This window comes from Agrobacterium tumefaciens, from assembly GCF_005221385.1.
Lineage (GTDB): Bacteria > Pseudomonadota > Alphaproteobacteria > Rhizobiales > Rhizobiaceae > Agrobacterium > Agrobacterium tomkonis.
The window spans coordinates 1597898-1617473 of record NZ_CP039904.1 but is presented as its reverse complement, the minus strand read 5'-3'; the positions used below and the strand labels follow the sequence as shown (position 1 = coordinate 1617473).

20 protein-coding genes are annotated in these 19576 nt (G+C 60.9%); 11 read left to right on the top strand and 9 right to left on the bottom strand.

Translation table 11 applies throughout. The features are described from left to right. Window positions 1-81: 81 nt before the first annotated feature. The 8 genes from CFBP6623_RS22650 (at window position 82) to CFBP6623_RS22615 (ending at window position 6821) form a co-directional block, all read left to right on the top strand. Complete coding sequence (locus tag CFBP6623_RS22650) at window positions 82-615, top strand: cytochrome c oxidase subunit 3 (RefSeq protein WP_046800953.1); 534 nt, start codon at window positions 82-84, stop codon at window positions 613-615. Between the two features lie 5 nt (window positions 616-620). After that, window positions 621-911 carry a hypothetical protein gene (locus tag CFBP6623_RS22645; protein WP_046800954.1) on the top strand — a complete coding sequence of 97 codons (291 nt, stop codon included), beginning with the start codon at window positions 621-623 and terminating at the stop codon, window positions 909-911. A gap of 178 nt (window positions 912-1089) precedes the next feature. Continuing rightward, a complete protein-coding gene (locus CFBP6623_RS22640; protein WP_046800955.1) occupies window positions 1090-1542 on the top strand; it encodes a c-type cytochrome in 453 nt (150 codons plus the stop codon). 24 nt (window positions 1543-1566) lie between these two features. Next, the gene (locus CFBP6623_RS22635; protein ID WP_046800956.1) at window positions 1567-2913 is read left to right on the top strand and encodes a nitric-oxide reductase large subunit; all 1347 of its coding nucleotides are present in this window, start codon (window positions 1567-1569) and stop codon (window positions 2911-2913) included. A 65-nt stretch (window positions 2914-2978) separates the two neighbouring features. Then, window positions 2979-3791, top strand: coding sequence for a CbbQ/NirQ/NorQ/GpvN family protein (locus tag CFBP6623_RS22630; RefSeq protein WP_062654459.1), 813 nt, complete (start codon window positions 2979-2981; stop codon window positions 3789-3791). 67 nt (window positions 3792-3858) lie between these two features. Beyond that, window positions 3859-5757, top strand: a complete 1899-nt coding sequence (locus CFBP6623_RS22625; protein ID WP_046800957.1) for a nitric oxide reductase activation protein NorD — start codon at window positions 3859-3861, stop codon at window positions 5755-5757. A gap of 146 nt (window positions 5758-5903) precedes the next feature. After that, window positions 5904-6209, top strand: a complete 306-nt coding sequence (locus CFBP6623_RS22620) for a DUF2249 domain-containing protein (protein WP_046800958.1) — start codon at window positions 5904-5906, stop codon at window positions 6207-6209. A 78-nt stretch (window positions 6210-6287) separates the two neighbouring features. Beyond that, a complete protein-coding gene (locus tag CFBP6623_RS22615; RefSeq protein WP_080842929.1) occupies window positions 6288-6821 on the top strand; it encodes a DUF2249 domain-containing protein in 534 nt (177 codons plus the stop codon). Between the two features lie 85 nt (window positions 6822-6906). On the opposite strand, the gene CFBP6623_RS22610 is transcribed toward CFBP6623_RS22615, so the two are convergent. Next, on the bottom strand, window positions 6907-8139 hold the full coding sequence (locus tag CFBP6623_RS22610; RefSeq protein ID WP_046800960.1) for an NnrS family protein: 1233 nt from the start codon (window positions 8137-8139) through the stop codon (window positions 6907-6909). Window positions 8140-8375: 236 nt separating this feature from the next. Between CFBP6623_RS22610 and nirK the strand changes: the two genes are divergently transcribed. The 3 genes from nirK (at window position 8376) to CFBP6623_RS22595 (ending at window position 11399) form a co-directional block, all read left to right on the top strand. Then, window positions 8376-9518 carry a copper-containing nitrite reductase gene (nirK, locus tag CFBP6623_RS22605; RefSeq protein WP_080842928.1) on the top strand — a complete coding sequence of 381 codons (1143 nt, stop codon included), beginning with the start codon at window positions 8376-8378 and terminating at the stop codon, window positions 9516-9518. A 112-nt stretch (window positions 9519-9630) separates the two neighbouring features. Then, window positions 9631-10548 (top strand): SUMF1/EgtB/PvdO family nonheme iron enzyme, encoded by a 918-nt coding sequence (locus CFBP6623_RS22600; protein ID WP_046800961.1) that lies wholly within the window; start codon window positions 9631-9633, stop codon window positions 10546-10548. Window positions 10549-10697: 149 nt separating this feature from the next. Continuing rightward, window positions 10698-11399, top strand: a complete 702-nt coding sequence (locus CFBP6623_RS22595; protein ID WP_046800962.1) for a Crp/Fnr family transcriptional regulator — start codon at window positions 10698-10700, stop codon at window positions 11397-11399. A gap of 72 nt (window positions 11400-11471) precedes the next feature. Here CFBP6623_RS22595 and CFBP6623_RS22590 read toward each other — a convergent pair whose 3' ends face one another. From CFBP6623_RS22590 to CFBP6623_RS22555, 8 genes are all read right to left on the bottom strand, one after another. Then, window positions 11472-11867: a c-type cytochrome gene (locus CFBP6623_RS22590; RefSeq protein ID WP_046801111.1), complete on the bottom strand. Its 396-nt coding sequence runs from the start codon at window positions 11865-11867 to the stop codon at window positions 11472-11474. Window positions 11868-11937: 70 nt separating this feature from the next. Next, window positions 11938-12498, bottom strand: a complete 561-nt coding sequence (locus CFBP6623_RS22585; protein WP_046800963.1) for a gluconate 2-dehydrogenase subunit 3 family protein — start codon at window positions 12496-12498, stop codon at window positions 11938-11940. Continuing rightward, complete coding sequence (locus CFBP6623_RS22580; protein WP_046800964.1) at window positions 12498-14183, bottom strand: GMC oxidoreductase; 1686 nt, start codon at window positions 14181-14183, stop codon at window positions 12498-12500. Before CFBP6623_RS22580 ends, CFBP6623_RS22585 begins: the two co-directional genes overlap by 1 nt. Window positions 14184-14334: 151 nt before the next feature. Then, window positions 14335-15189 carry a sugar phosphate isomerase/epimerase family protein gene (locus CFBP6623_RS22575; protein WP_046800965.1) on the bottom strand — a complete coding sequence of 285 codons (855 nt, stop codon included), beginning with the start codon at window positions 15187-15189 and terminating at the stop codon, window positions 14335-14337. A gap of 129 nt (window positions 15190-15318) precedes the next feature. Then, entirely contained in the window at window positions 15319-16488 is a 1170-nt protein-coding gene (locus CFBP6623_RS22570) for a Gfo/Idh/MocA family protein (RefSeq protein ID WP_046801112.1), read from the bottom strand. Window positions 16489-16498: 10 nt separating this feature from the next. Then, window positions 16499-17548: a sugar phosphate isomerase/epimerase family protein gene (locus CFBP6623_RS22565; protein WP_046800966.1), complete on the bottom strand. Its 1050-nt coding sequence runs from the start codon at window positions 17546-17548 to the stop codon at window positions 16499-16501. Between the two features lie 33 nt (window positions 17549-17581). Beyond that, entirely contained in the window at window positions 17582-18604 is a 1023-nt protein-coding gene (locus CFBP6623_RS22560; protein ID WP_062654456.1) for a LacI family DNA-binding transcriptional regulator, read from the bottom strand. A gap of 3 nt (window positions 18605-18607) precedes the next feature. Next, complete coding sequence (locus CFBP6623_RS22555; RefSeq protein ID WP_080842927.1) at window positions 18608-19576, bottom strand: ABC transporter permease; 969 nt, start codon at window positions 19574-19576, stop codon at window positions 18608-18610.

Here is a 19576-nt window from a genome sequence, read left to right as displayed (position 1 = left end):
CCCTTCTTTGACCGACCGCAAAGAAGCGGGGTTTGAGGACGCCTAAGCGTGGCTTGCTGTTTTACAATTACGGACAAGGCCATGGCGACAAATACGGAAGAGGAAAGCGGAAACCTGCTCCTGTGGATTCTGGTCTGGAGCGAACTTGCCGCCTTCGGCGCGCTCACCGGGGCGTTCATCATCGCTTTCGCCCTCGATGCTGAGGGATTTGCCGCCGGCCGCCAACATCTGCAGCCGCAGCTTGCCGGTCTCAATACGCTGATTTTGCTGGCGAGCGGCTGGCAGGCGGCCGTTGCGGCCAGCCGCCACACCGCGCTGCCGGGCAAAAGGCGGGCACTTGTGCTTGCCGGCCTGCTGGGCTTCGCTTTCGTCGGCGTAAAACTCTATGAATATTCCACCGAAATCGCCTTCGCGTCCGATCCCGCCTATGGCTCGTTCTTCGAGCTTTATTTCCTGCTCACCGGCTTCCACCTGCTGCATGTCATCTTCGTGGCCGTGCTGCTGTTCATCATCGCAGTCTTCCCGAAAAACGAGAACGTCACGCTTGTGACGACGCTGTGGCATGTCATCGATCTGGTCTGGATCGTCATCTTTCCCGTTATTTATCTGGTTTGACAATCATGATCCAACGCACCTCCCACCAGCTTGCAAGAAGTTTTGCAGTGCTTGCCATTCTCGTTCTCGCCGGCACGGCCGTCGTCACATCATGGAAGGCGGCGCTTCTGCCGCCGGTTGCCGCCGCCTGCCTGATGCTGCTTTTCGCACTTATGAAATCCAGACGCGTCATCGACGACTTTCTCGGCTTTCGCGAAGAGCGCGGCCTGCTACGCACAGCGCTTCTGGCATGGCCCGCCATCTTTGCCGCCGCAGCCCTTTTGCGGGTGTTCCTGCAGGGCATTTTGTCGCTCTGAAAAGGCGGATCACACCACCTCGCCGCTTGTTTGCCAAATGGCAAAGAACGCCGGCGGCCAGCGGCTAGAAAGGCTTCAGACCCCACCGCATTCCGCCAGCCTGCTGGCAAATCCCGGCAAGAGGGTTCGATCAAGCCAGTCCGCATAAGCGGTCTTCCGGATGGAAAGGACCATTGGCATGGCAGAACGCCTGACCAAAACAGGAGCGCGAAACGTCTTTTACGGCGGCTCCATCTTCTTCTTCGCCATATTCGTCGGGCTGACGGCCCATAGTCATTATTACATGCGCACCACCTCGACGGATGAAAGCACGCTGACGGAAAGCGTCGCGCGCGGCAAGCACGTGTGGGAGAAAAACTCCTGCATCAACTGTCACACGCTGCTCGGCGAAGGTGCCTATTTCGCGCCCGAACTCGGCAATGTCTGGAAGCGTTATGGCGGCGTGGAAGACAAGGAAACGGCCCGCGATTCCATCAAGGCGTGGATGGCCGCCCAGCCCACCGGCATCGAAGGCCGGCGCCAGATGCCTCAATTCAATCTCACCGAACAGGAACTCGATGATCTCGTCGACTTCCTCGAATGGACGAGCCGGATCAAGACGCAGAACTGGCCGCCGAACGATGCGGGTTGAGGTTGACGGCAAGGAGATGACAAGATGAAATACCAGACGCAAAAAGTCGCCATGCTGTATTTTTACGGCGCAATCGGGCTGTTCGTGGCGCAGATCCTGTTCGGCGTCGTCGCCGCGACGATCTACGTGCTGCCCAATACGCTTTCCGAGCTTCTGCCCTTCAACATCGTGCGTATGATCCACACCAATGCGCTGGTCGTGTGGCTGCTGATGGGCTTCATGGGCTCGACCTTCTATCTTCTGCCGGAAGAGACGGAAACCGAGCTTTACAGCCCCAAGCTCGCCATCGCGCAGTTCTGGATCTTCCTGGTGGCCGCCGCGGTTGCCGTGGTCGGCTATATGTTCCGCATCCATGAAGGCCGCGAATTCCTCGAACAGCCCTTCGCCATCAAGGTCGGCATCGTCCTTGTGGTGCTGATGTTCCTGTTCAATATCACCATGACAGCGCTGAAGGGCCGCAAGACCACCGTCATCAACATCCTGCTCTTCGGTCTCTGGGGTCTGGCGATCTTCTTCCTCTTCGCCTTCTACAACCCCATGAACCTCGCGCTCGACAAGATGTACTGGTGGTACGTGATCCATCTGTGGGTGGAAGGCGTGTGGGAATTGATCATGGCGTCGATCCTCGCCTTCCTGATGATCAAACTCAATGGCATCGACCGCGAAGTGGTGGAAAAATGGCTCTATGTCATCGTCGGCCTCGCCCTCTTCTCGGGCATTCTCGGCACCGGCCACCATTATTACTGGATCGGCGCGCCGGGTTACTGGCAGTGGATCGGTTCGCTGTTCTCCACGCTGGAAGTGGCCCCCTTCTTCACCATGGTCATCTTCACCTTCGTCATGACCTGGAAGGCCGGCCGCAAACATGAGAACCGCGCTGCGCTGTTATGGTCGATCGGCTGCTCGGTCATGGCCTTCTTCGGCGCCGGCGTCTGGGGTTTCCTGCACACGCTGTCGTCGGTGAACTATTACACCCACGGCACGCAGCTTACCGCCGCCCACGGGCATCTCGCCTTCTTCGGCGCCTATGTGATGCTGAACCTTGCTATGATGGCCTATGCCATCCCGGAAATGAAGAAGCGTGCGCCTTACAACCAGTGGCTTTCGATGACGAGCTTCTGGGTCATGTGCACGGCCATGTCGGTCATGACCTTTGCGCTGACATTCGCCGGCGTGGTGCAGATCCAGCTGCAGCGGGTCATGGGCGAAAGCTTCATGGATGTGCAGGACCAGCTGGCGATCTTCTACTGGATCCGTCTCGGTTCCGGTTTCGCGGTTCTCATTTCGGCGGTCATGTTCATCTGGGCAATCCTGGTACCGGGCAAGCAGAAACAGGGCGACGTTGCCCGCCTCGTGCAGCCCGCCGAATGAGAAACGAACCGGCTCTCCTTTTCCCCCGGAGAGCCGGTTCATTGCCACCAACCATGGAGATGACCATGAACACGATTTTCCGTCCCGCGCCGCAGCCGCAACCGGACGCGCCTTTTTACAGACCGCTCGGCAATGAATGCACACTGTTTGAAAGCGCCTGGGTGCGGCAATTGCCGCTTCTGCTGAAAGGCCCGACCGGTTGCGGCAAGACCCGTTTCGTCAGCCATATGGCGGCGAAACTCGGCCTGCCGCTTTCCACCGTTTCGTGCCACGACGATCTTGCCGCCGCCGACCTGACCGGTCGTTACCTGCTGAAAGGCGGCGAAACCATGTGGATGGACGGCCCGCTGACGCGATCCGTGCGCCAGGGCGGCATATGTTACCTCGACGAGATCGTCGAGGCGCGCAAGGATGTGGCGGTTGTGCTGCATCCGCTCACCGACGACCGCCGCATCCTGCCGCTGGAGCGCACCGGCGAAGTGCTGGAAGCACCCTCGGGCTTCATGCTCGTCGTGTCCTACAATCCCGGCTATCAGAACCTTTTAAAGAGCCTGAAACCCAGCACCCGCCAGCGCTTCGTCGCCATCGAATTCGACTTTCTGCCCAAGGAACAGGAAATCGCCGTCGTCTCCCATGAAAGCGGGCTGGATGCGCGCGATGTCGAGCCGCTTGTCGATCTTGCCCACCGGCTGCGCGGCCTGAAGGGCCACGATCTGGAAGAAGGCGTTTCCACCCGGCTGCTCGTTTATTGCGCCAGCCTCATCGATACCGGCCTTCCCGCCCGCCAGGCCGTGCGCGCAACCATGATCGAACCGCTGACCGACGAGCCTGATGTGAAAGCCGCGCTGCATGAAGTCGCGGATGCGATCATTCGATAGGCGCTTTGATATCCACACCGGATTGCGCGGCCCCGCGCAGTCCGGTCCGATGCCATGAGGATAAACCATGCTGGACTTTCTGGAACTGGAAGAAACCGTCGGCCGCGCCTGGCACAGGCTGATCGGCGAAACCGGCACATGGTTGCGCTTCCCGGATCATGCCGTGAAACTGGAAGATATGCAGGCCGTACTGGCCATCTGTTTCCGGGGTTTTGGCGGTGAACATGCGGTGCAGATCGCCCCTGCCCGCGCCCGCACCTCCACACACCGGCTGAGGCTTCGCCAGCGCATGGGTCTCGGCGAAGAAAAGCTTGCCCAGCCCGGGCGCGATCACGCCACGCTGATGCTGCCGCCGGTGCTGGATCTGTTTCCCGACCGCCGCCTCAACCGCGATCTTTATCTCTGGCTCGCTGCCGCCATGGCGCTGATGCCGCTTGAACCGGTCGTAGCTGCCGATCCGCTGCGCAACGATCTTGCCCGGCTCGACCGCGCCGCAGAACTTGCCGACACCGTAACCCGTGCTTTTCCCGGCTTGAAGACCCGCTATCGCCGGCTATGCGCCGCCATGCTCGCGGTGCGGCAGAAGCGGCCGTTGCCACAGGCGGAACAGCAGGTGGAGCAACGGGTGCTTTCCATGCTGGCCGATGCGGCAGGGATCGACGGCCATGCGCCACCCGCCGGCTTTCCGGTCAAGGCGCCCCCGCGCTACCTGCCGATGTTGCCGGTGCCGCTGTGGCCGGACACGCTGCTGCGCGAAACATCCGAGGCCAGGCAGAGCGAAGACCAGCCGGCAGCGGGCGCCGCGCCGCAGGGCGCGGAAGCGGCCCGCCATATCGCCGTGCGCGAAAAGGCCGAGAACCGCCAGACCGAACGCAGCCCCTTCATCCTCAACCGTTTCGAAAAAATCCTCGCCATGGCCGAGATGGTCAATGTCGACCGTCCGGGTGACGATAGCGACGATGCCGACGGCAGTGCGGCCGACGAGCTTGACGATATGACGCTGGGTGAAAGAAAGGGACGGCCTTCCGCCCGCTTCCGCTTCGATCTCGACCTGCCTCCTGAAGCACTGAAACATACCCCGCTGACAGCGGAGCTGACCTATCCCGAATGGGATTATCGCAGCGGTACCTATCTCGCCGACCATTGCCGGGTCATCGCCGGTCCGGCGAAGGACGCCGAAACGGCACCGGAACCCGACCCGGATACCAAAAGCCTTATCCGCCGGGTCAGGCGGCAATTCGAGGTGCTGCGGCCACGCCACGAAATGCTGCGCGCCCAGCTTGACGGCAATGATCTCGATCTTGACGCCGTGGTTCGCGCCAGAAGCGATATCGCCGCCGGAGGACAGGGCAGCGACCGCATTCATATGGCAAGCCGCCCGCAGGCGCATGATCTTGCCGTGACTATTCTTGTCGACGTGTCGCTATCGACCGATGCCTGGTTCGACAATCGCCGGGTGCTCGATGTGGAGAAGGAAGCCCTGCTGGTGCTTGCCCACGGGCTTTCCGCCTGCGGCGACAGTCACTCCATCCTGACCTTCACCTCCCGCCGCCGTTCCTGGGTGCGGGTGGAGACGGTGAAGGATTTCGATGAGCCGATGGGCCACACTGTCGAGCGTCGCATCGCGGCGCTGAAGCCCGGTTTCTACACCCGCATCGGCCCCGCCATCCGCCACGCCAGCGCCAAGCTGCATGAGAGGCCGGAGCGCCGCAAGCTGCTTCTGTTGCTGACGGATGGTAAGCCGAACGATGTCGATCATTATGAGGGCCGCTTCGCCATAGAGGATAGCCGTCGTGCGGTTTCCGAGGCGCGACGTTCGGGCGTCAGCGTCTTCGGCGTAACGGTCGACAGCAAGGCGCAATCCTATATTCCGGCCATGTTCGGCCAGAACGGTTATGCCATCGTCAGCAGGATCGCCAAGCTGCCAGCGGCGCTGCCGGCGATCTATCGCAGCCTTGCGGGCTGAAGCATGTCGCGCAGACGCACCTGACGAATCTCAGGTTTGTTTGCGCGGCGACAATGTCTCCCAACGGCACGGCGGATAGGTTTTTCCAGTCCGCCGGCCGGCCGCACTGCCGGACATTTCAGTATTCGCGGCCATGGAGCCAGCCTATGTCCGAAGCCCAATCCGCAACCAATATCGATGTGCGCATCATTCCGCATCGCGAGCGCCATCCGCGCATTTTCGGTGCGCTCGGCGCGTTGACCGAGGGGCAATCGCTGCAGATCACCAGTGATCACGATCCCCGTCCGCTGCTTTACCAGCTGGCCACCAATTTCCCCGGCCAGTTCGGCTGGGAATATCTCGAACAGGGCCCTGAAGTCTGGCGTCTCGATATCGGCCGGCTGGAAGAACAGGCCGAAGGTTCCGAGGACGATATGTCCGGCTGCGAATGCTGCTGCGGATCCGAACATTGACCCCTGCCCCGGCGATGTGGTGAAAAGACCTCTGGCGGACGGCCCATGCCGCCGCCAGCCGACAGATGAGGTGATGCAATGACGGAAATGATCAGGGAACTCGATGTCCGGCCGCTTTTACTGAGCGGCGGCGAGCCTTTTCCGGCCATCATGGAAGCCGTGGCCGGGCTTGCTCCCGGTGAGGCGCTGCGCTTATACGCCACCTTCCGCCCCGTTCCGCTGTTCAAGGTGATGGCCGAGCGCGGTTTCGACCATCAGGTCAGGGAAATCGGCGGTGGCGACTGGGAAGTGCTGTTCACGCCGCAATCCACTGAAACCGAACAGATTTCCGTTTCGCCGGCGCTTGCGGGCAATGCCGAGGAGCCGCAGATATGGCCGGACCCGGTCATCTATCTCGACCTCAGCGACGAGACGGCCAAAGGCCAGGCGAGCCGTACGCTTACAGCGCTCGACCGTCTTCCGCCGGGCGCCGTGATCTTCGTGCTGATGCCGCAGGAGCCGACCTTTCTTTACCCGGAGCTTCTGGCCCGGGGTCATCAATGGGCCGGCAATTTCGACGAGGCGCGCACGGCGTTTCGCATCTTCATCCGCGCCGGCGCCGGCGCGCATTAAGCCAGATATCAAATCCCCGAAACCGAAACGCCCCGGAAATTACCTCCGGGGCGTTTCATTTTTGGCAGTATCGCACGCAAGCCTTCTAGGCTTTCAGCGGTTTGCGCTCGCGCATCAGGATAGGTCCGTATTCGATGCAGAAAAGACCGAAGCCCACGACCCAGAGAAACGCCGAGCAGGCATAAAGATGCATCATCGCGCCGGGGAAGAACTCGGCCGCAGGTCTCAAGAGCGCACAGGCGATCAGCGCCACATAAGCGGCAATAGTGACCCTGCTGGCCGCGAGCTTGCGTCCAGTATGGCCAAGGCTCGCTCTCGTCATCACCGCAAGCATCATGCAGCCGATAACGCCGACGGTGAAGACATGCAGGACGGAGCGCGTGTCCATCACGTCAAGCGCCGCCAGCGCAATGGTGATGAAACCGACGGGAATGAAGGCATAGGCTACATGCAGCACCACCAGCACCTGCTCCGGCCATGTCGTCCAGCCACGCCAGCGGATCAGGCGCACCGCATGCATGAACGCGGCCAGAAGCGCCGTTGGCACTGCCACGATGCTCTCGGGTTCTATTGTCCAGACGGCCAGCGCCGCGATACCGGTCAGGATAGCGGCTGTATCGAAGCCGTTATAGGGCACGGGAAAATCCGTGCGGCCGAACCGGTTCAGCCAGTTGCGGGTGAAACTCGGCACGATGCGGCCGCCGACGATAATGACAAGCACGGTATAGGCCGAGACCGCGAGGCGGGTCGCGATCTGGCTGAGGTCGCCTTCGATCGCCGCCACATGGAAAATGATATTGGCGATGGAAAGCGCCAGCAGCCCGCCCAGCACCTTCAGGTCTTTCCATTTGCGCCCGGCAATGACCTCACGCGCGCAGATCGTGAGAAGCCCCGGCAGGAAAAGCCCGTCCACGGCTGCGGCGGTGACCACGCCCACCGTGTCCGGCACAAGCAGGAAAAGCCGGCCAGCACACCAGAGCGCAAACAGCCAGACCAGCGGTTTGCCCGATACCGGCAGTCGCCCCGTCCAGTTCGGCACAGCCGTCAAAAGAAAACCGGCCAGCACCGCCGAAGCGAAACCGAACAGCATCTCATGGGCATGCCAGTTCGGCGCACTATAGTCCCCGCCAATGTCGATGAAGCCGGAAAGGGCTGCGATCCACAACACCATCGCCACGATGGCCCAGATGGCGCCACCGAGGAAAAACGGCCGGAAGCCGTAAGAAAAGATAACCGGGCCGGTGCGCGCCAGCCCTCTTGGAATGCCGCCCTTTGGCCGGCTGCGCCCTTCGGTGAGAACGGTTTCGCTGCCACTCATTATAATGCTCCTGGTTTGGTCTTGACATATGTCTAGACCCAAGCCCGTCCGGCTTCTTTGCGAACAGGCAAAGAGGCGGTGTGACGCCTCCGCAGCAGCCTTCAGCCGCCTGCCAAAATGTCGCAGGGTGCCGGAAGCGAAGTTTGCTCCATCTCAAATTGTATTTCCGTCCCTCCGCTACAAATGCTGTGACAGAGCGAAACATGCTCTGCCCCAAGAGGGATAGGAGAAAAATGATGACGGAAACCTTCCACATCACACGGCGTAATATTCTCGCAGGCGCAGCATTTGCAGGGGCTATAGCTCCCGTCATCATGCCATCGGCAGCGGGCGCGGCAGAGGAAAAGAAGGCCGCGGCAAAGCCATTGACGAGCGCGGAGATTGCAGCGCTACCTCGCGTAAAGGTTGACCTCGTCAAACCGCCCTTCGTGCACGCCCACACGCAGAAAGCCGAAGGCGGACCGAAGATCGTCGAGTTCACGCTCACGATCAAAGAGCAGAAGATGATACTCGACGACAAGGGCACCGAGGTCCACGCCATGACCTTCAACGGCTCGGTTCCCGGCCCGTTGATGGTGGTGCATCAGGACGACTATGTCGAGCTGACCCTCATCAACCCCGATACCAACGAGCTGCAGCACAATATCGATTTCCACTCGGCCACCGGCGCGCTCGGCGGCGGCGGGCTCACCATCGTCAACCCCGGTGAAAAGGCGATCCTGCGCTTCAAGGCCACCAAGGCCGGCGTCTTCGTCTATCACTGCGCACCTCCCGGCATGGTGCCGTGGCATGTTACCTCGGGCATGAATGGCGCGATCATGGTGCTGCCGCGTGAGGGCCTGACGGACGGCCACGGCAAGGAGCTTGTTTATGACAAGGTCTATTATGTCGGCGAGCAGGACTTCTACATCCCGCGCGACGAGAACGGCAATTTCAAGAAATATGAAAGCGCCGGCGACGGCATGGCCGACACGCTGGAGGTGATGCGCAAGCTGACGCCGACCCATATCGTCTTCAACGGCGCAGTCGGCGCCCTGACGGGGGAACATGCCCTTCAGGCGGCCGTTGGCGAGAAGGTGCTGATCGTCCATTCGCAGGCGAACCGCGATACCCGTCCGCACCTCATCGGTGGCCATGGCGATTATGTCTGGGCGACGGGCAAGTTCCGCAACCCGCCGGATCTCGACCAGGAAACCTGGTTCATTCCCGGCGGTACGGCGGGCGCGGCCTTCTATACCTTCGAACAGCCCGGCATCTACGCTTATGTCAACCACAACCTCATCGAAGCTTTCGAACTGGGTGCGGCAGCCCACTTCAAGGTGACGGGTGAATGGAACAACACCCTGATGCAGGCGGTGCTCGCCCCCTCGAGCATCTGACACAGACGGAAGCGCGCCGCCGACAACGGTCGCGGCGCGCTCCCCCCTTCTGCTCTCCGCGGCCTGAAGGCAGGCCCGAACTTTGGCGTCTTCTCGACGCAGGCAGGTTCCCATGGGCATTCCCGGCAACAGCCACTTCCCAAATGCCGTCTCGCTTCTTTTGCCGTTCTCGATTGCAACGCTGCTGGCAACGGCCATCGGTTTCCAGTCCGGGATCATCCGCAGCGGCGCTGATGACCGCGCGGCCATGACGGCACCGCATGTCGTCACCGTGCCCGCCGGACATTTCACATACCGGGCGGAGGGCGAATATTTCCGCAATGGTTATGCCGTCGATGGACCGATGGTCGACGTGGCGATGCGGCAAAATCTGACGATCATGAAATATCAGGTGTCGAGCGCGGATTATGCGCGCTGCGTGGCGGAAGGCGGCTGCCAGAAGCCGGAACCCGGCTTTGCGGCTCCGGTCGGCGGCGAAATACCGGCAACCGGCATCAGCCAGGACGACGCCCGCGCCTATGCAAAGTGGCTAAGTGAGCGGACAGGCGCTGTCTGGCGCCTGCCGAGCGACGCTGAACTCGCCTTTGCCGCCGGGTCGCTTTTCTCGGACGAGACACTCGGTGTCGCCGCGGACAGTGAAAACCCGGCTTTACGCTGGCTGGCCGATTATGAGCGGCAGACCAGTCGCAAGGCCTCTGGCAATCCCGTTCCACAATCCTATGGCAGCTTCGGCGAAAACGAATATGGCCTAGCCGATTTCGGTGGCAATGTCTGGGAATGGACCTCGAGCTGCAGCCACCGTGTGACGCTCGGCAAGAATGGTGAGGCGATCGATAGCGTCGCCTCCTGCGGCATCCCCGTCGCCTCGGGAAAACACCGGGCGGCGATGAGCGCCTTCGTCAAAAACCCGAAAAGCGGCGGATGCGCCGTCGGCGTGCCGCCTGATAATCTCGGGTTCAGGCTCGTGAGAGACACACGCTGGTACGCGCCGCTTCTCGAAAAGCTTCGCGCCACTACCCTGTTTTCTTGACAATCATCAATTAAAACAAGTGCTTGATTCATATCATTTGATCTTCTGCCGCCGGTGATAGTGCTGTATGCTGACAATACAGAAAAGGCCGTTCCTCGATTGCCGATGCAATCACCTTGAGGATCGTCCGATCACCGGAGAGGGTGCAAGTGAAGATTGACCGAAGCGTCATCCGGTCGCTGGCCTTGTTTGCCAAGATGGCCGACGATGAGCTGGACGGACTGCTGACCCACGCCACATCCCGGCTGGTGCCGCCGGGCGAAGCCATTTTCGAGCAGGGCCAATCGGCCACGCATTTCTTCCTGCTCATCCACGGCCGCCTGAAGGTGACCCAGGTGACCCATGATGGCCAGCAGATCATCGTGCGCATGGTGCATCCCGGTGATCTCTTCGGTTTCGCAAGAGCACTGCAACGGTCCGATTATCCCGGCACAGCCACCACGGCTGCCGAAAGCGTGATCCTGTCGTGGCAAACGGACCTCTGGCCGCAATTCGTCGAACAGAACCCGCATCTTGCCGTCTCCGCCATGCAGACCATCGGCCAGCGTCTCGAGGAAGCCCATACGCGCATCCGCGAAATGTCGACGCAGGAAGTGGAGCGCCGGGTGGCTCATGCCGTGCTGCGCCTTTCGCAGCAGGCCGGACGCAAGGAGGAAGACGGCATCCGTATCGATTTCCCGATCTCGCGGCAGGATATCGCCGAGATGACCGGCACGACGCTGCACACGGTCTCGCGCATTCTCAGCAGCTGGGAAACCAAGGGGTTGGTGCAGGGAGGACGGCAGAAGCTTCTCGTCTGCAATCTGCCGGGCCTTGCCCAGCTGGCGGAAGGCGAAGCCAGCCAGGTATAGCGCGCAGGGGCCTGCCGCCATGCGTCTGGCCTTCGCCAAGAGCCGCGCCTCGAGCGGGTAGTCCCGCCGCCCTCACTCAACCGGCTTCGAAGCCGCGCTTTCGATATAGGCGATGAGATTGTCCAGATCCTCCGGCTTGCTGATGCCGGCCAGCGCCATCTTGTTTCCGGGTATTTTCTTTTTCGGCGCGCTGAGGAAATCCCGCAATTCTTCCGGTGTCCAGACGAGACCGTCCTCGCCCGCTTTTTTCATCGCGCTCGAATAATTATAGTCGGGCACGCCGCCCGCTGCGCGGCCAATGATGCCGTTAAGCTGCGGGCCAACCCGGTTTTTCGCGCCCTCGCCAATGGCGTGGCAGGCGGAACAGCGCTTGAAGACTGCCTCTCCCTTGGCAGCATCGCCCTCCGAGAGCGCGGGAATGGCGCTAGCGGTCAGCATTGCCGCCGCGATGATTATTGTATTGCGCATCGTGTCATCCTTGTCTTGCCGCATAAATACGGCCCGCCCGTAAAAGCGGACGGGCCGGAGGTTGCTCTGTTCAGGTCGTGCCCCACGCGGGCGTGCCCTTCTTGTAGGGAACGCGGTCTTCGAAACCGCCGGGAATTTCGTCATAAACGAGAACTTCCGTTGCGCCGATCTTCGAGGTGAAGAAACCGAGCAGCGTCAGCTGTTTGACCAGCGTGAAGGCGTGCGGTTTTGCCGGCGTCTGTTCCGCCTTCGCCTGCTTGTCCAGCGTGGCAAGCAACGCCTGCCGCTGTTCTGGCGTCAAATCTGCAAAAGCCTTTTTGTGTTCGGCCTGACTGCGCTTTTCGATTTCGGGGATCGCCGAAAGGAAAAGTGCCCGCTGCTCGTCGGTATAACAATCTGCCGCGTAAACCGCCATGAATGCGCCGACAGCGGCATCCTTCGCACCCGGCGTGGAGGTGCGGGGAATGATGGTTTCCGCCACCTCATCCAGAAACCGGATATCCTCCGGGCTGAACACATGGCTGCCGCCGGCTGGCTTTGCGGCATTCTCCGCAGCAGTCAACACATCCGCGCCGATCAGTGGAAGGCCGGTGGCGATGGCTATCAGTTTCAGCAGTTCGCGTCTGTTCATCACAGGTTCCCCTTCTTCAGTTCGGAGACGGCAAAATCAGCTGCACGCGCCGTCAGCGCCATATAGGTCAGAGACGGGTTGACGCAGGAGGCCGAGGTCATGCAGGCGCCGTCAGTGACAAAGACGTTGGGTGCATCCCAGACCTGGTTGTTGCCGTTGAGGACGGAGGTTTTCGGGTCGCGCCCCATACGGGCCGTTCCCATTTCGTGAATGCCCATGCCGGGAGCGTAACTGCCCCGCGAGGGTTTGACATTCTTGATGCCGACCGCCTCGAACATCTCGACGGCGTCATTGACCATGTCTTCGCGCATGTCGAGTTCGTTCTGCTTCATCTCGACATTCATGGACAGGACCGGCAGGCCCCATTTGTCCTTTTTCTCATGATCCAGCTTCACGCGGTTGTCGTGATAGGGCAGCATTTCGCCGAAGGCGGTCATGCCGATGGTCCAGCCGCCCGGCTCGGTCAGCGCCTCCTTGTAATCGGCACCGATATTGAGTTCGGCGATCTCCCGCTCCCAGCGCGAACGGCTGGCGGAGCCCTGATAACCGAAACCGCGCAGGTATTTGCGCTTGTCGTCGTCGGTGTTGCGGAAACGCGGAATGTAGAAGCCCGCCGGGCGGCGACCCTTGAAGTAGAAGTCCTCGAAGCCTTCCACCTGGCCGGTGGCGCCCATGCGGAAATGGTGGTCCATCACGTTATGGCCGAGTTCACCGGAGCTGCTGCCGAGGCCGCCTTCCCAGACATCGGTGGCCGAATTCATCAGCACCCAGGTCGAGTTCAGCGTCGAGGCGTTGAGGAAGATGATGTCGGCGGTGTATTCATAGGTCAGGTTGGTTTCTGCATCGATGATCTCAACACCGCGCGCCTTCTTCGTGTCCTTGTCGTAGAGGATTTCCTTGACGATGGAGAAAGGCCGAAGGGTGAGATTGCCGGTAGCGACCGCCGCAGGCAGGGTCGAAGCCTGCGTGCTGAAATAGCCGCCGAAGGGACAGCCCAGCCGACACTTGTTGCGGAACTGACAGCGCGTGCGTTCCTGATCCGGAAGTTCCTGCGTAATGTTGGCGCAGCGCGAATTGATGAGATGGCGCGTGCCCTTGAAAGCCTTCTTCAGCCGGCTGGCCACGTCCTGTTCCACGAAATTGAGCGGAATGGGCGGCAGGAATTCGCCATCGGGGAGAATATCCAGCCCCTCGCGGCTGCCGGAAATGCCGGCAAAACGTTCGACATAGTCATACCAGGGAGAGACGTCTTCATAGCGGATCGGCCAGTCGACGGCGATGCCGTCTTTCGCATTGGCCTCGAAATCGGTCTGCGACCAGCGATAGGTCTGGCGGCCCCAGAGCAGCGAGCGGCCGCCGACATGATAACCACGGAACCAGTCGAAACGTTTTTCCTCGACATAGGGCGTTTCCTGCTCATCGGCCCACATGCCGAGCGTCGCCTCTTCCAGCAGGTAATCGCGGCTGAGAACGGGGTATTTCGCCTTCATCTCCTGCGTGGCGCGGTTGCGGTGGGGATAATCCCAGGCTTCCTTGTCGGCATTCTGATAGTCGGTGACGTGCTCGATGTTACGGCCGCGCTCCAGCATCAGGACCTTCAGGCCCTTTTGCGTGAGTTCCTTTGCGGCCCAGCCTCCACTGATACCCGAGCCGACAACAATCGCATCATAATGATTGTCTGCCATGATAACTCCTCCGATGTGTACTTGGAAAAACAACGACGAGACGAAACGCTTCCCGTCGCGGTGCGGCGGAAACTGGTCATGCGTCTGTCGAACCTCATGCGCCCCGGCGAAACCGGCCGCCGGGGAGCGGTTCTGGTTTTACTGGCAGTGATTACTGAAGGGTCGGCAGGCGTTCGTTGAGGAACGCGTTGCCCTTGGTCACGACAGCTTCGGCATCGAGCGGAAGGTCGTGTTCAAGGATGAACCACTTGACGCCGGCCTGCTTGGCCGCCGGCAGAATTGCCTTCCAGTCGAGAACGCCGGTGCCGAGTGTGGCAAAGCCGCGCTCGTTTTCCGCCGTGCCGGCCGGTGCATTGTCCTTGGCGTGGATGGCAAAAACCTTGCCCTTCAATGTGCCGAGAAACTGGGCGGGATCATTGCCGCTGCGCGCCACCCAGGCGACATCGAGTTCGCTCTGCAGCTTGGGGCCGGCCGCATCAAGCAGCAGCTCAAGCGCCGTCTTGCCGTCGAACTTGACCATTTCAAAATCATGATTGTGATAGGCCATGGAAAGGCCCGCTGCGGAAAGCTTGTCGGCATAGCCGCCAAGTTCCTTGCCGAAGGCGGTCCAGCCTGCGGCATCCTTCGGCCGGTCTTCGGGCTTCAGGAACGGCACGGTGACGACCGGATTGCCGACGGCTTTCTGCTCGGTGATGACCTCATCGAGGTTGCCGCGCAGCTTGTCGATCGGCACATGCGAGGAAATGACCTTGATCTTGTGCTTTTCCAGCAGCGCGTTCAGTTCGCTGGCGCTGACCTTCTGCATATCCACCGTTTCCACGGCCGAAACGCCCGCGCGGTTGAGGATGGCAAGCTGCTCCTCAAGTGTTCCCGCATTACGCAATGTGTACATCTGCGCGGCAATCGGCAGCGTCTTGCTGTCTTGCGCCAGAACCGGGTTTGCGATGCCGGCCGCCAATGCGACAACGGCTGCCATGCTTGCGAATTTTGACTTGAACGTTTTCAAACGCGTAACTCCCTTTCCGTTTGATCAATGTGACGACACGTGTGCCCACGCCTTTCCCGGCCTTCTGGCCGGGTTATGCCGGGCACCACCTCCTGTGCCCTGCGTCGTCAGTCCCCGATATCCAGTGGTCTAGATGTCGATCCCGACCCAGGACGAGGTCCGGCTGGACCGAACGGCCGCATCGATGAATGCGAGACCCGCAAGGCCGTCCTCTATGCCGGGGTAAATCACCTCCCCGGCAGCTGTCTTTCCCTCCCTTTTTGCGATGATTGCGTCTGCGGCTTCGCGGTAAATCGTCGCAAAACCCTCGAGATATCCTTCCGGGTGCCCTGACGGCACGCGGCTGACACGGTTGGCGGCCGCACCGGCACCCGCACCATTGCGGGTGATCAAACGCTTCGGCTCCCCGTAAGGCGTAAACCACAGCTCGTCTGGCACCCTGTGGTGCCATTCAAGCCCGCCCTTGTCGCCATAGACCCTGAGCGACAGCGCATTTTCATTGCCGACCGCGATCTGGCTCGCCCAGAGCATGCCTTTCGCGCCGCTTGCATAGCGCAGCAGAATATTGGCGCTGTCATCCAACTGCCGGCCCGGAACGAAAGAGGTCAGATCGGCATAAAGGCTCGCGGGGATTTCGCCCGTAACGAAGGCGGCAGCGTTGAAGGCATGGGTGCCGATATCGCCGATTGCCCCGCCCGCGCCAGAGCGGCTGGGGTCGGTGCGCCATTCCGCGCCCTTGGCACCGGTCTTTTCAACCGCTTCGGTCAGCCAGTCCTGCGCATATTCGGCCTGAACGTGGCGCAGCTTGCCGATGGATCCATCAGCGATCATCTCGCGCATCTGCCGAAGCATCGCATAGCCGGTGTAATTATGCGTCAGGACGAACAGGCTGTCGGATGCCCTGACGATCTCGGCCAGTGCCTTCGCTTCCTCCAGCGTCGCGGTAACCGGCTTGTCGCAGATGACGTGGATACCGGCTTCAAGAAAGGCCTTGGACGGGGCGAAATGCAGATGGTTCGGCGTGACGATGGCGACCGCCTCGATACCGTCCTCGCGTCCAGCCTCGGCCGCCGCCATTTCCTCGAACGAGGCATAGGAACGCTCAAGCGCAATGCCGAGCAGGGTTGCCGAAGCGGCAGCACGCGCAGCATCGGAAGAAAGCGCGCCGGCCACCAGTTCGTAGCGGTCATCCAGCCGGGCCGCGATGCGATGCACGGCACCAATAAAGGCGCCCTGACCACCACCGACCATGCCGAGACGGATGCGGCGGCTGTTAAATTTTGCTGTTGCGGAGGACATGATGTTCCTTTCAGAGACCGAGAAGGCGGCGGTTGGCGGCATCATCGACACCGCTTTTGGCGAAATCGTCGAAGGCCCGCTCGGTCACGCGGATGATGTGGTTTTCAATGAAGCCGGCGCCTTCACGCGCGCCGTCTTCCGGATGCTTCAGCGCGCATTCCCACTCCAGCACCGCCCAGCCGTCGAAGTCATATTGGGTGAGCTTGGAAAACACCGCGCCGAAATCGACATGCCCGTCGCCCAGCGAACGAAACCGCCCCGGCCGGTCGACCCAGCTTTGATAGCTGCCATAAACGCCGGAACGGCCGGTCGGATTGAACTCGGCATCCTTGACGTGAAAGGCGCGGATGCGCTCGTGGTAAATGTCGATGAAATCGAGATAATCCATCGCCTGAAGGACAAAGTGGGAGGGATCGTAGAGGATATTGGCGCGTGAATGATTGCCGGTGACGTCAAGAAAGCGCTCGAAAGTCACGCCGTCATGCAGGTCCTCACCCGGATGCAGCTCGTAGCAGAGATCGACGCCATTCTCCTCGAAGGCATCGAGAATAGGTGTCCAGCGTTTACCCAGCTCCGCAAAGGCCAGTTCGACAAGACCCGCCGGGCGCTGCGGCCAAGGGTAAACGAAGGGCCAGGCTAGCGCCCCGGAGAAAGTCGCGTGGCTTTTGAGGCCAAGATGCTGCGAGGCTTTCGCCGCATATTTCAGCTGGTTGACCGCCCATTCCTGCCTCGCCCTGGGTTTGCCACGCAGTTCGGCAGGTGCAAAACCGTCGAACATTTCGTCATAGGCCGGGTGAACGGCGATGAGCTGGCCCTGAATATGGGTCGAAAGCTCGGTGATCTCGATACCCATCTCGGAAAGCCGGCCCTTGATGTCGTCGCAATAGGCCTTGGACGCAGCGGCTTTCTCAAGATCGAAGAGCTTGGGATCGGTCGGCACCTGGATGCCCTTGTAACCGAGGGAAGCCGCCCATTGGCCGAGATTGTCGAGCGTGTCGAAGGGGGCCTTGTCCCCGACAAATTGCGCGAGGAAAATCGCCGGGCCTTTGATCGTCTTCATGTCCTTACACTCCTTGCATTCACAGTCTTGCCGCTACCGATGCGGCGGGCGGCAGGGCGCGACCGAGCCGCGCACCACCAGTTCCGTATCCAGCACGATGGTTTCAGCCGTGCGTTTTCCGTTCAGGCGATCCACCATCAGCGCCATGGCCCTGCGGCCCATTTCCTGGCGGGGCTGGCGCACCGTCGTCAGCGGCGGTTCGAAAGCATTGGCAAAAATGATATCGTCGAAGCCGATGACGGAGACATCGGCCGGAACCGAAACGCCACGCGCACGTAATTCACTGATCGCGCCAATCGCCATCTGGTCGCTCGATGCGAAGATCGCAGTGAAGGCAATGCCGCCTTCGAGAAGGCTGCCAATCGCCTGACGGCCGGCTTCGATGCTGTAATCGCCCGTCACGACAAGTTCGTCGGCATAAGCGATGCCCGCCTCGGCAAGTGCCGCGCGATAACCATCGAAACGCTCCTGCGCCAAACTTTCCGGAACCGGACCGGCCAGATGCACGATCCTTTGATGCCCCGCCTCGATGAGGTGGCGCATGGCGTTCATCGAGGCGGCACGGTTGTCCACCTTGACGGTGGGCAGCGCGAGGCCAGGCACCGTTTCCGACGCGATCACGATCGGCGGCAGCGCGTCGCCCTGTTCGAGAAGCTCGGCGGGAAACTGTCCGGTCATCAGGATCAGGCCGTCGGCATGTTTCTGGCGCACCATATCGATGTGGGTCGCCACGCGGTTCTCGTCGTTGCGGGCATCGCCCATCAGCACCTTGAAGCCCGCTTCGCCCGCCGCTTCCTCAACACCCTTGTAGATTTCGAGATAAAACGGGTTGCCGATATCGCGAACGAGAAGGATGACGGTGTTGTTGGATTGACGCCGGAAGCTCGCGGCCTGCGCATTGGGAACGAAGTTCGCCTGCCGGACGGCATCGAAAACCTTTTTTCGAGTTTCCGGGCGAACCTTGTCGGGTTGCTGCAGCGCCCGCGATACGGTCGCGATCGAAACGCCCGCGAGAGCTGCCACTTCCCTGATATTCGAACCTTGGTCTTTGCTCATCTGTCACACACGCAACTGCTTTTGGCGGCCATAAAGCAGCATCAGCGCTAGCAACGTGACACCGAATATGATCTGCCGTGCCCATACATCGAGGTTGAGCGTTATCAGTACGCTTTGCAGAATGGTGAGCGCAACCGCCCCGGCCATGGTTCCGACATATCCGCCCGCACCGCCGGCAAGCGAAGTGCCGCCGATGACGACTGCGATGATCGACGGAAGCACATATTGGTCACCAACGGAGATGAAGGAGGTGCCGGTGTAACCGATCACACACACCCCGGTCAGCCCGGCAAACAGGCCGGAGAGGCCATAAAGCAGCGTTCGGATCAGCGACACGGGCAAACCGGTGAGCGTCGCCGCCCGCTCGTTCGAGCCGATGGCATAGATGGCGAAGCCAAAGGCCGTGCGGCGCAGCACGAACAGCATGATCGTGGCAATGCCCAGCCAGACGAAAAGCACGCCGGGGATGCCGAAAATGAGCGGGCGGTTGATGAAGCCCGCCAGCAGCGGTGCGGCAGCACCGGAGGGAACGCCCTGCGAATAAACGACCAACCCGCCCTGGATCACCGCCGTCATGCCAAGCGTCATGACCAGTGGCGGAATGCGCACGAAGGTGATGCCGAGACCGTTGATGAGACCGATCAGGAAGGGAATGCCGCCTGCAACGAAAATGGCGAGCGGAATGCCCGCATTCTGGCCGTTCATCATGTTGCCAGCAAGGACCGCGCCAAGCGAGATCATCGCGCCGACGGAAAGATCGATGCCTTCGCGTCCGCCTAGGATGACGAGGTTCTGTCCCGCGGCGACGATGCCGAGAATGGCGGCAATCGTCAGCAGCCGCACGATCTGCGACCCTTGCGCGAAGCCGGGGGACAGCAACTCGCCGACCAGAAGCAGGAAGACCGATGCACCAATGGCGATGGTCAGGGGATCGGTGACGATAGATTTGAGTTGCAAGCCGGGATTGGTCAT

Excerpts from the sequence above, each read along its gene's own strand:
- CFBP6623_RS22565 (WP_046800966.1), bottom strand. The coding sequence starts at position 17,548 with ATGAAGACGATCAAAGGCCCGGCGATTTTCCTCGCGCAATTTGTCGGG.
- CFBP6623_RS22625 (WP_046800957.1), top strand. The coding sequence starts at position 3,859 with ATGCTGGACTTTCTGGAACTGGAAGAAACCGTCGGCCGCGCCTGGCAC.
- CFBP6623_RS22570 (WP_046801112.1), bottom strand. The coding sequence starts at position 16,488 with ATGTCCTCCGCAACAGCAAAATTTAACAGCCGCCGCATCCGTCTCGGC.
- CFBP6623_RS22580 (WP_046800964.1), bottom strand. The coding sequence starts at position 14,183 with ATGGCAGACAATCATTATGATGCGATTGTTGTCGGCTCGGGTATCAGT.
- CFBP6623_RS22620 (WP_046800958.1), top strand. The coding sequence starts at position 5,904 with ATGTCCGAAGCCCAATCCGCAACCAATATCGATGTGCGCATCATTCCG.
- CFBP6623_RS22555 (WP_080842927.1), bottom strand. The coding sequence starts at position 19,576 with ATGACCAATCCCGGCTTGCAACTCAAATCTATCGTCACCGATCCCCTG.
- CFBP6623_RS22635 (WP_046800956.1), top strand. The coding sequence starts at position 1,567 with ATGAAATACCAGACGCAAAAAGTCGCCATGCTGTATTTTTACGGCGCA.
- CFBP6623_RS22590 (WP_046801111.1), bottom strand. The coding sequence starts at position 11,867 with ATGCGCAATACAATAATCATCGCGGCGGCAATGCTGACCGCTAGCGCC.
- nirK (WP_080842928.1), top strand. The coding sequence starts at position 8,376 with ATGACGGAAACCTTCCACATCACACGGCGTAATATTCTCGCAGGCGCA.
- CFBP6623_RS22585 (WP_046800963.1), bottom strand. The coding sequence starts at position 12,498 with ATGAACAGACGCGAACTGCTGAAACTGATAGCCATCGCCACCGGCCTT.
- CFBP6623_RS22640 (WP_046800955.1), top strand. The coding sequence starts at position 1,090 with ATGGCAGAACGCCTGACCAAAACAGGAGCGCGAAACGTCTTTTACGGC.
- CFBP6623_RS22615 (WP_080842929.1), top strand. The coding sequence starts at position 6,288 with ATGACGGAAATGATCAGGGAACTCGATGTCCGGCCGCTTTTACTGAGC.
- CFBP6623_RS22600 (WP_046800961.1), top strand. The coding sequence starts at position 9,631 with ATGGGCATTCCCGGCAACAGCCACTTCCCAAATGCCGTCTCGCTTCTT.
- CFBP6623_RS22610 (WP_046800960.1), bottom strand. The coding sequence starts at position 8,139 with ATGAGTGGCAGCGAAACCGTTCTCACCGAAGGGCGCAGCCGGCCAAAG.
- CFBP6623_RS22645 (WP_046800954.1), top strand. The coding sequence starts at position 621 with ATGATCCAACGCACCTCCCACCAGCTTGCAAGAAGTTTTGCAGTGCTT.
- CFBP6623_RS22560 (WP_062654456.1), bottom strand. The coding sequence starts at position 18,604 with ATGAGCAAAGACCAAGGTTCGAATATCAGGGAAGTGGCAGCTCTCGCG.
- CFBP6623_RS22630 (WP_062654459.1), top strand. The coding sequence starts at position 2,979 with ATGAACACGATTTTCCGTCCCGCGCCGCAGCCGCAACCGGACGCGCCT.
- CFBP6623_RS22650 (WP_046800953.1), top strand. The coding sequence starts at position 82 with ATGGCGACAAATACGGAAGAGGAAAGCGGAAACCTGCTCCTGTGGATT.